General features: G+C 71.3%; 8 protein-coding genes. All 8 read right to left on the bottom strand.

Annotated features, from left to right (window positions below; translation table 11 throughout):
• Position 1 precedes the first annotated feature (1 nt).
• Genes ACFYZZ_RS20695 through ACFYZZ_RS20660 form a run of 8 tightly spaced genes read right to left on the bottom strand, consistent with a single transcriptional unit; the run spans position 2 to position 13,135 of the window.
• Positions 2-1,546, bottom strand: coding sequence for a right-handed parallel beta-helix repeat-containing protein (locus ACFYZZ_RS20695; RefSeq protein WP_389177752.1), 1,545 nt, complete (start codon positions 1,544-1,546; stop codon positions 2-4).
• Positions 1,547-1,559: 13 nt separating this feature from the next.
• A complete protein-coding gene (locus ACFYZZ_RS20690; RefSeq protein WP_389177749.1) occupies positions 1,560-3,506 on the bottom strand; it encodes an alginate lyase family protein in 1,947 nt (648 codons plus the stop codon).
• Complete coding sequence (locus tag ACFYZZ_RS20685) at positions 3,503-5,698, bottom strand: bi-domain-containing oxidoreductase (RefSeq protein ID WP_389177746.1); 2,196 nt, start codon at positions 5,696-5,698, stop codon at positions 3,503-3,505. The genes ACFYZZ_RS20690 and ACFYZZ_RS20685 overlap by 4 nt, the downstream gene beginning before the upstream one ends.
• Positions 5,699-5,717: 19 nt before the next feature.
• Entirely contained in the window at positions 5,718-7,652 is a 1,935-nt protein-coding gene (gene asnB / locus ACFYZZ_RS20680; RefSeq protein WP_389177743.1) for an asparagine synthase (glutamine-hydrolyzing), read from the bottom strand.
• 3 nt (positions 7,653-7,655) lie between these two features.
• A complete protein-coding gene (locus tag ACFYZZ_RS20675; protein ID WP_389177740.1) occupies positions 7,656-9,176 on the bottom strand; it encodes a Wzz/FepE/Etk N-terminal domain-containing protein in 1,521 nt (506 codons plus the stop codon).
• Positions 9,173-10,543 (bottom strand): Wzz/FepE/Etk N-terminal domain-containing protein, encoded by a 1,371-nt coding sequence (locus ACFYZZ_RS20670; RefSeq protein WP_389177737.1) that lies wholly within the window; start codon positions 10,541-10,543, stop codon positions 9,173-9,175. Before ACFYZZ_RS20670 ends, ACFYZZ_RS20675 begins: the two co-directional genes overlap by 4 nt.
• Complete coding sequence (locus ACFYZZ_RS20665; protein ID WP_389177734.1) at positions 10,540-11,820, bottom strand: glycosyltransferase family 4 protein; 1,281 nt, start codon at positions 11,818-11,820, stop codon at positions 10,540-10,542. Before ACFYZZ_RS20665 ends, ACFYZZ_RS20670 begins: the two co-directional genes overlap by 4 nt.
• The gene (locus tag ACFYZZ_RS20660; RefSeq protein ID WP_389177731.1) at positions 11,810-13,135 is read right to left on the bottom strand and encodes a nucleotide sugar dehydrogenase; all 1,326 of its coding nucleotides are present in this window, start codon (positions 13,133-13,135) and stop codon (positions 11,810-11,812) included. The genes ACFYZZ_RS20665 and ACFYZZ_RS20660 overlap by 11 nt, the downstream gene beginning before the upstream one ends.
• Between the last annotated feature and the right edge of the window lie 27 nt (positions 13,136-13,162).

Here is a 13,162-nt window from a genome sequence, read left to right as displayed (position 1 = left end):
CTCAACCACCGTCCCGTGCGCGGAAGGTGCTGCCCGCGTCCTGCCGGTACGGCGTGCTCTGCCACTGCCCGGAGTCGAGTATCCGGCTCGGGTCGTAGGCGACGAACTCCCATGGTCCGACGTAGACGTTGTCGTGCCAGCGGTTGTGCTGCTTCTGCGTGATCGCGTCGGCGACCCGCTCGCCCTGGTACGGCGACCAGTCCGGATAGGTGCCGTAGTTGGCCAGCACCGCCATGCGGTCGCACTTCTCCGTGCACTTGACGACGGACTCGTCCAGCACGAAGCGGTTGCCGTGGATGTCCACCCGCTGGGTCTTCCACCGGCAGTCGGCGTAGAGCGGTGCCCTGGCGATCGCCGGCTGTGCGCAGCGGTGGGTGTTCTTCACCAGCAAGGTGCAGTCACCGGACGAGGTGTTGGCCGGGCTGTTGCAGAACCGGTCGGCGTTCTCCCACAGGGTGATCCCGGACCAGTTGTTCTCCAGCACGTTCCGGTAGATCTCGATCTTGTCCGTGCGGGCCCGGATCCGTGGTTCGCCGCCGGACTCGGACAGGTAGACGGTCGCGTACGGGAAGTTGTCGCCGCGGTCGGCTTCCCTGCGGCCCTCGACCCAGTTGTTCCGCCGGATCGTGTTCTTCCGGATGACCGCGTTGTAGCTGGTCTCGTAGATCAGCGCGGCACCGTCGTTGGCCTCCAGCACGTTGCTCTCGATGAGGAAGTCGTTGTTGTTGGTGTCCGCCCACAACCCCGTTCCGCGGTTGTCGTGCACCCAGTTGCCGCGTACGTCGGCGCCGTCGACAGCCCAGAACTTGATGCCTCCGGTGCAGCCGCAGCCCTTTCGCCGGCGCTCCCAGTCGCCGGTGTTGTTGCCCGTGATCTCGTTGCCCTCGACCACCAGGCCGCTGATCCGGCCGGTGGCCTTGTACGCGTTCATGCCGTACTGACCGTTGTCGCGCAGGCAGCTGGCGCGGACCTGCTGGCGGGCACCGGCCATCAGCCCGGCGCCGGAGTTGTTCTGGATCGTCGCGTGCTCGATCACCCACCAGTCGGCCGAGTCGTGGTTGACCACGCCCTCGTTCTGCGGCGCGACGAAACCCTGCACGGTCAGATAGCGGATGGTGACGTTGCGGGCGGTGCCGCTGAACGCGTACTGGTTGGTCTTCCGGCCGTCGAGCACCGCGCCCGGCGCGCCGAGGTAGCTGTCCCCCTCCTTGGGGATGACCTGGGCGTAGCGGTCCGGTTCGAGCCTGTGCCTGCCCGGTCGAAGCCAGAACGTGGTGTTCGGGGGGCTGCTCCTGGTCTTCGCAGCCAGGTCACCGGCCACCGCTGGGTCGACCGTCACCGCGCCCGCCGGCGCCTTCGCCGGCCCGGCCGCGGGTTTGGCGCACACTCGGGCCACGGGCGTGGACGGCACCCCGGCCACGGACGTGGCCGGCGCACCGCTCGGCTTCGGCCGCGCGCCCGGCGTGCTCTCACAGCCGGTAGCCGCCGGCAGGGCCAGCGCCAGCGCTGCCGCCGGCAACGCCCAGCGCCGCCACTTGATCCCCACGCGTCCTTCCTCCCTAACCGCGGAACCTGAGCACGGTGGTGAACCCCTGCGCGCCGTCGGCGAAGCCGGTGCCGACCAGCGTGGTGGCCGGTTCCTTGCGCCCGAAGCCGGCGGAGTACCAGCCCAGCGGCGGGTCACTCTCGCCGCGATGCGCCTGCCAGGACAGCTGCCCCGGCAGGTCGAGCACCGCGGAGCGGTCCTCGCCGTCCCGGGTCCAGGTGAGCACTGCCCGGTTGCCCGCCAGGTCCGCGGCGATCGCCGGGCCGAGGTGGAACGCCAGGTGCACGGCCCGGCGCGGGCTGTGTTGGCCGCGGACCTCGTCAACCACCCTCAGCTCCTGGCTCGCGGCCGTCAGTTCCACCCGGCGGCGGTGCACGGAGCGCTGGTAACCGTCGTGCTCGGCGCACCAGTGGTCCACGTCCGCGACCTGGACGCGGGTCTGAGCATGCCGGGTCCACAGGAACGGGCCGCCGGAGACGGACTGGTCACGGCCGTCCAACTGCAGGGTGTTGTGGCCGAGGGTCGACCGGAAGTACTGCCGCCACTCGGGCTGCCCGTGGTAGCAGAAGGTCCCCGGGTCGGCGAGCACGTCGACCCCGTCGTGCCGGACCTCCACGGACAGCGCGTCCGCGTGGGCGTGCGCGGCGATGGACAGGAATCCGTGCGGGCCGCCGTCGCAGCGGCACCAGATCTCGGCCGTCCCCGCCGGAGCCCGCAGGATGGTCATGCCCGCGTCGGCGAAATGGGCCGGCCGGCTCGCCGGGCGCTTCACGGCCGGTTCGCCGGGCTTGATGAGTGCGGCCAGCAGTGGCGTGCGTACGTCGGTGCCGGTCACCGTCGGCCACCAGGGGAGCCGGCCGAACACGGCGTCCCCGGTGGCCAGCAGCGAGGCCCAGCGGTCGGTGCCCGCGCCATCCACGACCAGACCGTGCCCGTCGTCCGCGTCCCCCTGGCGCGGCGGCCGCAGCCGGCTGTCCACGACGGCCGCGAGCGCGTCGGTCATCCGCAGCAGCACCAGCCGGACCGACGCGCGAACCGGCACGCCGGCGGCGTCCGCCTCGGCCACCGCGGCCAGGCCGAGTTCCAGCACCAGTCCGTGATACTCGGTGGCCAGCTCGCGGTTGAGGCCGGAGGCAAAGGTGTTGCTGCGCAGATGCCGCTCCAGCGACCGCAGCGCGCCGGCTCGCCAGCGCGCCGAGGAGGGGAACCACCCGAACGCGCAGGCTGCGGCGAACTGCCCGGCGGCCTCGGCGATGACGTGGTTGTTCGCCGAAGACCCCCGGCTGGGGAAGGCAGCCAGCCAGCGCTGGTGGTGCCAGATCTGGTTCAGCGCCACCGGGTTGCCCTCGAACAACCCGGCCGCGCCCGGCCAGCCGTCGAGCAGCCGACGGATCCACACCCAGGACAGCAGCCGGATCCCCAGCTCGATGCCGCTGATCCAGTGCACTCCACGCAGCGGCGCGTTGCCCGCCCACCACGACCGCAGGTGCTCGGCCACTCTCTCGGCGTACCGCTCGTCCCCGGTGATCGCGTAGGCGGCGGCGAGCACGGTGAGGTACTGATGCCGGGACAGCTCCCAGATCTGCTTGATGTCCCCGACCGCGTCCTCGTTCCGGTACGGCATGTCGAAGGCGTAGCCCCACGGTGCCCGGCGCCCGGTCTTCGGGTCGTACCACCAGTCCGGGTCGGCCAGGTCGTCGCGGTCCACCCCGAAATACTCGGCGTGCCCGGCCATCAGCCGGTCCGCCTCGGCGATGAGACGTTTCGCGGCGTCCGGTGGCACCGCGGCGATCGTCCCCGCGGGCAGTACCGCGGTGAACCGGGCGCCGGTCACGCTCGGGCAGCCCGGCCGCGCCGACCGCCACCGCCGCCTGCGCACCGCGTCGCCCACCCGGCCGCCGACCTCCCGCGGTCCCATCCGGGACAGCCTCCGCAGGTACCAGCCCGCGCTCATGGTCATCGAGCGCTCGCCAACGTCACCGGCGCGCCGCCGGCCAGGCCGGCCTGCACGGCGAGGGTGGCCGACGTGGTGGCGACCAGCGACTGAAGCGGCACCGGCATCGGCCCGCCGGTCCGCACGGCCTTGACGAACGCGGCCAGTTCGGCGGACTGGCCCTTGTCCCGGGCCTTGGGGAGTCGCGAACTGACCCACCGCTTACGGCTGTACACCGAGGCACGGACGAAGTCGTCGAGCCGCAGCACCTTGCCGTCCGCGACCAGGTCCAGCGTCTCCTTGGGGAAGCCGGGCGCGCCGGTGGTGACGTAGCTGATGGTGGCGGTGGACCCGTCCGGGTAGCGCAGCACGACCTGCAGGTCGTCGTTGCCGGACGGGGCGACCGCGTACACCGAGACCGGGTCGGCGTCGAGCAGCCAGCTCGCCGTGTCGATGAAGTGCCCGCCCTCGCCGGCGAACCGCGAGCCCTCGGTGCCTTGCTGGAGGTACCAGCTGCCGTGCTGCAGTCGGCCCGCGTTGACCAGGTAGCGCAGGCTCGCCGGACCGGTCCGGGCGCCGAACCGCTTCCTGGCCTCCTGCAGCAGCGGCGCGAACCGGCGGTTGAAGCCCACCTGCAGCCGGTCGTTGCCGGACTCCTCCACCGCCGCGAGTACGCCCGCCAGCTCGTCCTCGGTGAGGGCCAGGGGCTTCTCCACGAACACCGTCTTGCCGGCCAGCAGCGCCCTGCGGGTCAGTTCGGCGTGCGAGCTGTGGCGGGTGACCACGAACACCGCGTCGATGGACTTGTCGCCGAGCACGGCGTCGAGATCGGTGGTCGCCTCGGCGAAGCCGAACTTCCGCTGCGCGTTGGCCGCGGACAGCGCGGTCGTGGTGACGACGGTCGACAACTCGACGCCGTCGCGCTGTGCCAGGTGCGGCAGCAGCATCGACGTCGCGTAGTTTCCCGCGCCGACGAACGCCAGCTTCACCGGCGTCCTGGTGGCGCGGGCCGGACTCGGCTTCATGCTTTTGGTGGACACAGCCACCGCGGGCACGGCCACCACCGGAGCCGCCGCTTCCCCCGTGTCCGCCGCCTGTTCCGGGTACCGGAACAGCACGGCCACGGCCTTCAACTCGCCGTCCTTCAGGCGCTGGTACGTGTCGACCGCATCATCGAAGTCGGCGATGTGGGAGACGAGAGGCTCCACGTCGACGCGGCCGCGGGCGACGAGATCGAGGAAGCACGCCAGGTTGCGGCGCTCGGTCCAGCGCACATAGCCGATCGGGTAGTCGCGCCCCTCCAGCTCGTACTCCGGGTCGTAACGCCCGGGGCCGTAACTGCGCGAGAACCGGACGTCGAGTTCCTTCTCGTAGTACGCGTTCCACGGCAGGTCCAGGCGGCACTTGCCGATGTCGACGACCCGGCCACGGTCCCGGCAGAGCCGGGCAGCCAGCTCGACGGGTTGGTTGCTGCCGCCGCCGGCGGCCAGGTACACCTGGTCCACGCCGTGACCGTCGGTCAGCTCGGCGACGGCAGCCTCCACGGCGGCCGACGCGGGATCGCCGCAGGCCGCGGCGCCCAGGCGCTCGGCGAGCTCGCAGCGCACCCGGTCGGGGTCGACCCCGACGACGCGGACGCCCGAGGCGGCAAGGAGTTGCACCACCAGCTGCCCGATCAGCCCGAGCCCGATGACCAGCGCCACGTCGCCGAGCTGCGGCTCGCCGCGGCGCACGCCTTGCAACGCGATCGACCCGACGGTGCCGAAGGCCGCGTGCCGAGGCGCGAGGCCGTCCGGCACCGGGACGTAGAGGTTCTTCGGCACCCAGTTCAGCTCGGCGTGCAGCGCGTGCTCGTTGCCGGCGCAGGCCACGAGGTCGCCGACCTTCACATCGTCGATCCCGGTGCCGACCTGCTCGACGACCCCGCACAGCGAGTAGCCCAGCGGCGTGTAGGAGTCCAGCTTGCCCATCACCTTGCGGTAGGTGGCGGGCACCCCGTTGGTGGCCACGCTCTGCATGACCTTGGCCACCTGGTCAGGGCGGGAGCGGGCCTTGCCCAGCATCGACATGCCGGCCTCGGACACCTTCATCAGCTCGGTCCCGGTGGATATCAGCGAGAAGGCGCTGCGGACCAGCACACCGCCCGGCTTGCACCCCGGTACCGGAACGTCGAGTACCGCCAGCTCGCCGCTCTTGTAGTTCTGTACAACCTGTTTCACCCGAACTCCTCTGAATTTCCTAAGCCGTCAGCCGAGTGCTCTGGCCGGACCCGGAGGTCGCGTCGCGGTACCAGTACTCGAGGGTCAGCACATGCCACAGATGCTTGGAGAAGTCCCGCTGCCCGGCGGCGTCCTCGGCGACGAGCCGCGCCAGCGCGTCGCGGCGCAGGAACCCGGACCGGACGAGCACGCCGTCGTTCACCACCTCGCGCACCAGCGGTGCCAGATCCCGGCTCATCCAGGCGCGCAGCGGGGCGCTGAACAGGCCCTTGGGCCGGTACACGATCTCCCGGGGCAGGATCGAGCCGGCTGCCTCCTTGAGGACGGCCTTGCCCTGGCGTCCGACGATCTTGCGGTCGCCGGGCACGGCGAACGCCGCCTTGACCACCTCGACGTCCACGTACGGCACCCGCACCTCGGTCGACGCGGCCATGCTCGACCGGTCCGTGTAGGTGAGGTTCAGGCCCGGCAGGAACATCCGGGCATCGCCCAGGCACATGCGGTTCACGAAGTCGTCGAGGTCGTTGTCCTGGTAGATGTCCGCATGTTCGGTCAGCACGTCCTCGACCGCCGGGGCCAGGTCCGGATCGACAAGGGCGAGCAGCTCGTCCTGGTCGTACATGGTGTAGCTGCGCCGGAACGCGGTCTCCTCCGGCAGATCGGCGAAGGAGAGGAACCGCTTCGCGAAGCGCACCGACCGGTACCCCCGGCGGGATGTGGCGACCGGCAGCCGGTCCACAGCCCTGGCCACCCCTCGCCGCAGGGGCCGCGGGACGCGCTGGTAGCGCAGTGCAAGCAGGTTGGCCAGGTGCTTGCGGTAACCGGCGAACAGCTCGTCGGCACCCATCCCCGAGAGCATCACCTTGACTCCGGCCTCCCGGGCGGCCGAGCAGATCAGGAACGTGTTGATCGCGGCGGGGTCACCGATCGGCTCGTCCAGGTGGTACGTCATCTGCGGCAGCAGGTCGAGCACGTTCGGGGCGATCTCGATCTCCCGCAGGTCGACGCCGAACCGCTCGGCCACCTGCCGGGCATAGCGCAGGTCGTCCGGCATCGCCTCGAACCTGGCGTCCTCGGCGCGGAACCCGATCGTGTAAGCGGAGATCCCGGGTCGGTCGCGGGCCGCCAGCGCGGTCAGATAGCTGGAGTCGAGGCCGCCGGAGAGGAAGGTCGCCACGGGTACGTCGGAGAGCAGGTGCCGCCGGGTCGACTCCTCGACGATGGCGGCCAAGTCCGGCTGCTCGCCGGCCCGGGCCCGCTCCCGGCCCTCGGCGGCGACGTCCTTCAGGTTCCAGAACCGGCCGCGCTCCACCCGGCCGTCGGGCCGGCACCTCAGCCAGCTCCCCGGCGGCAGCTTCTCCGCTTCGCGGAACGCGCACCGTGAGTCCGGCACCCAGTAGTACAGCAGCGAGGCCACCAGCGCCGCCTGGTCCACCTCCAGCCTGCCGCCGGTCGAGGCGGCCAGCGCCTTCAGCTCGGAGGCGAACACCAGGCCCTCGCCGCGCCGGAGCAGGAACAGCGGCTTGATGCCCAACTGGTCGCGGGCGAGTACCAGTTCACCGGTTCGCTCGTCGAAGATCCCTAACGCGAACATGCCGCGCAGCCGGGGCAGGCAGTCCGTGCCCCAGCGCCGCCAGGCCTCGAGCAGCACCTCGGTGTCGGAGGTACCGCGGAAGCGCACCCCGGCGGCCGCCAGCTCGGCACGCAGTTCCGGTGCGTTGTACAGCTCGCCGTTGTACGTCAGGACGAGGCCGTCCGAGACCATCGGCTGGGCGCCGGTCTCGGACAGGTCGATGATGGCCAGCCGGCGGTGCCCGAGGTGCACTTCGCCGTCACCGACGGGGTGGCTGTACCGGCCCGCCCCGTCCGGACCGCGGTGGGCGAGGGTATCGGTGAGCCGGTCGGTCACGGCTTTCCCGTCCGGCCATCGGTAAGTGCCTGCGATGCCACACATGTCCTACCGCGCCTCCTGGTCGCTGTCCGGGACCCGTCCCGCCCACATCGGCTGCTGCTCCGTCCGCCGCCTGCCCGTCCCCTTGTGCCGGGCCGGCCGCTCGCTCCGGCCGCGCAGCGCGGTGTGCAGTCCGTCCCACAGCGTGCCGTCGGTCCGGTCACGCGGATCGGGGTCGATCAGCACCACACCGATCACCGGAATGCGCTGGTCCGCGAGTTGCCGCGCGACGGTGTGCAGCCATGCGGTGCTGCCGTGCCCGGCACGCACGACGAGCACGGTCTGGGTGCCGAGGTACTGGAGGTCGGTCCACGCCGTGCCGGGCGCCACCGAGCCGACGCCGATCCGGCGCTCCTGAGGTGACAGGGCCGTGGCACGCTCGCCGCTGACCACGGCCGGGTCTCCTGGCTTCTGGCGTCGGTTTGCGAGCCGCGGGCGGGGCAGGCCGTCGACGATGATCACTGGCTCCTCCGCCGCCAGTGCCCGGGCGAGGTTCAGGGCGATCACGCTCGTGTTGCGCGCACAGCCCAGTTCCAGCAGCGACAGCGGTTCCGCGGAGCCGCGCACGGTGCGGGCCAGGGTCCCGGTGAGCCGTTCGCGTGTCCTCCGGGTCCGTCGGCGCTGCCACAGCCTGCCCGACCGGCGGGGCAGCTCCGCGATGACCGAGGCGCCCAGGTTCGCCGCGATGTCCCGGCGCAGCACGGGGCGGTCCGCCACCACCACCCCGACCGCGGCCAGCGCGAGCCCGAGGAAGAGCCCGAGGACGAACCCGATCACGGCGTTGGTGACGACGGCCTTGGGCAGGGAGTGGTGCACCGCGCGCGGGGCGTCCACGATCTGGGTGCCGACGATGAGCTGCGGCGTGCCGACGCGCGCCTCCTCGGCGCGCTGACCGAAATCGGCGATCCGCGAAGTGAGATCGGCCCGGCGGGCGAAGAGCGCCTCGGTGCTCGCCGCCGCTTTCGGGTCGCTGTCCGGCGATCGGCCGCCGATCGCCTTGTTGACCTCGGCGAGTTCGTCCTGCATGCGGTCACGCTGGTCGAGCAGGGCCTTGGCCTCGGCGTCCGCGGTGTCCCGTATCCGCTGCACATGGTCCGCGACGAACGCATCGGCCAGTGCCTTGGCCCGGGCCACCGCCTGCGCGTCGGTGTCACCTGTCACATCGATCTGCAGCAGGTTGTTGGTCAATCCGGTACCCCGGTACTCCCGCATGAAGTCTTCAGGCTTTTCCGGGGACTTGAGGGACTTCAGGGCCCGCTCGGCGATCTGCGTGGTCCCCAGCAGTTGGACGTCGGTGCGGATCAGCGTTCCGGTGTCGTTCGGCTGGTCCTCCTGATGCGCGACCAGCACCTTGGTCACCGCGCTCGGCGACGGCGGCAGCAGGACCGCCACCGCCGCGCCGATCAGCAGTCCGAGCAGCGCCATGAAGCACCAGAGGCGGCGGCGCCTGCGCACCGACACCACCAGCGCCTGCAGGTCGAGGAGCGGAGCGGCGGCCGACGACGCCGACGTCTTGCTCGTCGTCACACCGAACCTCCCGTCGCGTGGCCGCGCACCGCGAGCGCCAAAGTGGCATCGTCCGCAGGACGGCCGGCGGTCCGCGTCGGACGGGCCCGGACCATGCCGGCGACGACGATGCCGACGACCTCATGCCCGGCGTCCGCACAGGCCTCGGCGATGCCGGCCAGCTCCTCCGCGGCCCAGCTGCCCGCGCTGAGGACGACCAGGGCACCGGACTCGGTGTCGCGGTCCGGCACCAACGGCCGGTCCACCGAGACCTCCACCACCCGCAGCATCGGATCGGTCCTGGCCTCGGCGACGAGCTGCCCGGCGGCCCGGCGGGCGATCTCGTCGCCGTCCGGTACGACGACCAACAACCGCCTGGGAGTCGGCAGTTGGTCCCGGAGGCGAGCGCACACCCGCCGGTAGCGGATCCGCCTGTCGGCCTCGTCGCCGGACCTCTGCGGGGTCGGCATGTCCCACCGGGTGTCGACGCCGAGAAGCCGGCGGATCCGAGCCCGTGGGCCGTGGCTTTCCGGCCGGTGCGCGCGCCGTTCACCAGGCACGTCGACGGTGCCGAGGAGCGCCGAGCCCAGCGCCGCGGCGATCTCCGGTTCGGTGCGCAGCCGGCGACTCACCCGTGCGGCGGCGAGATGGCCGATGACCGCGAGCAGGAAGAACACCAACGCCCCGGCGACGATGAGCTGCATCCTCGTCGGCGCTGCCGCGCCGGTCGGCCGGGGCGCCGGCCCCATGACGACCATGCCGGCCTTGTTGGTCGCAGGGTCGGCCTCGTCCAGCTTCTTCATGGCGTCCTGCAGCGAGGTGCGCAGCTTCTCCAGCTCGGTGCGGGCCTGCACACTCTCCACGGTCTGCCCCGGATCGGCCGCATTGGCCAGGTCGGTGATGCGGCGGTCGGTCTCCGCCACCCTCTTCCGCAGCGCCTCGGTCCCCGAGGCCGCTCCGGGGTCGGTACTGCCGCCTGCGATCCGCGTGGCGAAGGTGACGAACTGCTGGGCCACCTGGTCGGAGAGCCGCTGCGCGCGCTCCGGGGTGTCGGCCGTACCCGAGATCTTGATGATGTTCCCGTCGGTGGCCTTGGCGCTGACTTGATCCCGCAGTTCGGCGCCGCTGACGTGATTCCAGCCGAGTGTGGCGGCCGCGCGGTCGACCACCGCCGAACTGGTCGCGATGTCCACCTGGGTCAGCAGTTCGCGCTCCTCCCACTGCCCCGGCAGCAGTACGGATGCCGACGCCGTGTACCGCGGCGGAAACAGCAGCACCGAGGTGCCGTAGCCGACGAGCGCGCCCACCACGGTGAGGACGGCGAGAAGCCGGAACCGCCGACGGAGAATTCGTCCGATCGTGACCAGGCGGATCGTGTCATCACTCAATGGCGCAGCCTCTTCCCCGTGCGGACCGGCCCACCTGCCGACACCGGAGCATGGTCACGGCAGGCAGCGGCGTAGGCGGCGAGCAGCGACGCCTGCGAGTTCCGCCAGGAGAGCGGCCCGCTGATCCGCTCCTGGCCGATCTTGCCCATCCGGGCCCGCTTCTCCGGATCGTCGAGGAGCATCGCGATGAGCTTGCCGAATTCGGCCTCGTCGTTGGCGGACGCGTAGACGGCGGCGTCGCCGGCGGAGACGCGCGCCTCCCGAAGGTCGAACGAGACGATCGGCCGGCCCATCGCCATGTACTCCAGGACCTTGTTCATGGTCGACACGTCGTTGAGCGGATTGTGCGGGTCCGGGGAGAGGCACACGTCCGCGGTGGACAGGTAGCGCACCAGGTCGGCGTCCGGAATGCGCCCGGTGAACTGCACCTGCTCCGAGAGCCCGAGCCGCCGGGACAGCTCCACCATCGCGTCGAAGGCGTCGCCGGAGCCGACGAACACCGCATGCCAGTCGGTCCGCCCGAGCTCGTCGCGCAGCTTCGCGAGGGCCCGCAAGGCGTAGTCGACGCCGTCCTGAGGGCCCATCACGCCGAGGTAGCACAGCAGATGAGGCTTGCCGCGCTTCAACTCCAGCTCGGGCGGCACCGGTTGGAACCGGTCGATCTGCGGCGCACTGCGCACCACGAAGACGTCCCCCGGCCGCCGACCGCCACGGCGCAGCGCGACGTCCCGGTAGCTCTCGTTCGTGGCGAGCACGACGTCCGCGGCCCGGTAGGTCCGCCGCTCCAGCGCGCACACGGCGCGGTAGAGCAGATCCTCGCCGCGGCCGAACCGGGAGAGGTACAGCTCGGGTACCAGGTCGTGCTGATCGAAGACGAACCGCGCGCCGCGCCGCTTCAGCCACAGTGCCGGCAGGAACAGCAGGTCGGGTGGGTTGCAGGCGTGGACCACGTCGACCGGGCCGACCTTGCGGGCCAGCCGGGCCGTATGCCACAGCGCCGATCCGTACTCCCGCAGGTAGCCGGCCGGCCCTCCGGTGGCCGCGCGCAACGGGTAGCGGTGAATCCGCACCCCGTCGATCACCGCCTCCGGCTCCGTGTCCCGCTTCTCCCCCCGGGGACAGATGACGTGCACCTCCCAGCCCGCTTCGCGCAGCGTCGTGCACTCCTGCCACACCCGCCGGTCGAACGGCACCGACAGGTTCTCCACCAGGATCAGCGCGCGCCGGCCTTGCCGGTCGCCGCCGGCTGTGTCACCGAACGATGTGTCACCAAGCAAGGCCCATGTACCCCGGTTCGGCCCGGCGCGCCTCGGCGTCGGGAAGGTGGACGAGGTCGACGATCACGGGGCCGTCGCCATGGGGCAACGCCGACAGCACGGTCGGCTCCTTGGTCCCGACCAGGCACACCTCGGCGTGCTCGAGCACCTCGCCGACGGAGTCCGCGAGCAGCTGCGCGAGGTGCGGCAGCCGGGTCTCGATGTACTCGCGGTTCGCGCCGATCAGCCGGGAGAGGCTCACGTTGGCGTCGTAGATCCGCAGGTCGTAACCCTTGCCGAAGAGCCTCTCCGCCAGCTCGACGAGCGGGCTCTCGCGGAGGTCGTCGGTGCCGGGTTTGAAGGACAGCCCGAACAGGCCCACCCGGCGTTTTCCGGTGCGCTCGACCAGCTCCACCGCACGCTGCAGATGTGCGGAGTTGGAGGTCAGGACATGGGAGAGGATGGGCACCGAGACATCGGCCCGCTGCGCCGCGTGGACCAGGCTGCGCAGGTCCTTGGGCAGGCAGGAGCCACCGAAGGCGAAGCCGGGCCGCAGATAGGCGGGGCTGATGTTGAGCTTGCGGTCGGCCAGGAACACGTCCATCACCTGGTGCGAGTCCACCCCGAGCGCCTGGCACACCGCGCCCAGCTCGTTCGCGAAGCCGATCTTGAGGCCGTGGAACGCGTTGTCCGCGTACTTGATGGCCTCGGCGGTCGGGACCGGGACCCGGAACACCTCGCCGGGCAAGCCGTCGTACAGTGCCAGCACCGTGTCGCCGCTTGCCGGGTCGAGTTCGCCGATGACGGTCTTGGGCGGGTCGAAGAAGTCCCGCACGCTCGTGCCCTCGCGCAGGAACTCCGGGTTGACCGCGACCCCGAAGTCCACCCCGGCCGTACCGCCGACGAACTTCTCCAGGATCGGTACCAGTAAGTTCAGGCAGGTGCCGGGGAGCATGGTGCTGCGGAACACGACGGTGTGCCGACCCCCCTGCTTGGCCCCCTCGGCCAGCGCGGCGCCGATCTGCTCGGTGACCCGCTCCAGGTACGTGGTGCACAGGCTGCCGTTGGGTTCCGACGGCGTACCCACGCAGACCAGCGACACCTCGCTGCCCATGATCGCCTCGCGCACGTCGCCGGTGGCGCGCAGCGCTCCGGTCCGCACGACCTCGGCGATCAGCTCGCCGATCCGCTCCTCGACCACCGGGGCCGAGCCGCTGTTGACCAGGTCGACCTTCGCCTGGTTCACGTCCACCCCGATGACCTCGTGCCCCATGCTGGCCAGACACGCGGCCGACACGCAGCCCACGTAGCCGAGCCCGAAGACGCTTACTCTCATGCCCCGTTCCTCCCCCCAGGCAGGCCC

This window comes from Streptomyces sp. NPDC001816, from assembly GCF_042892235.1.
In the GTDB taxonomy this organism is placed as follows: domain Bacteria; phylum Actinomycetota; class Actinomycetes; order Streptomycetales; family Streptomycetaceae; genus Streptomyces.
The sequence above is the reverse complement of the archived record's forward strand: the minus strand, read 5'-3'. Positions and strand labels throughout refer to the sequence as shown.

Coding starts and splice junctions, on each gene's coding strand:
- ACFYZZ_RS20690 (WP_389177749.1), bottom strand. CDS start 3,506: ATGACCATGAGCGCGGGCTGGTACCTGCGGAGGCTGTCCCGGATGGGA.
- asnB (WP_389177743.1), bottom strand. CDS start 7,652: ATGTGTGGCATCGCAGGCACTTACCGATGGCCGGACGGGAAAGCCGTG.
- ACFYZZ_RS20660 (WP_389177731.1), bottom strand. CDS start 13,135: ATGAGAGTAAGCGTCTTCGGGCTCGGCTACGTGGGCTGCGTGTCGGCC.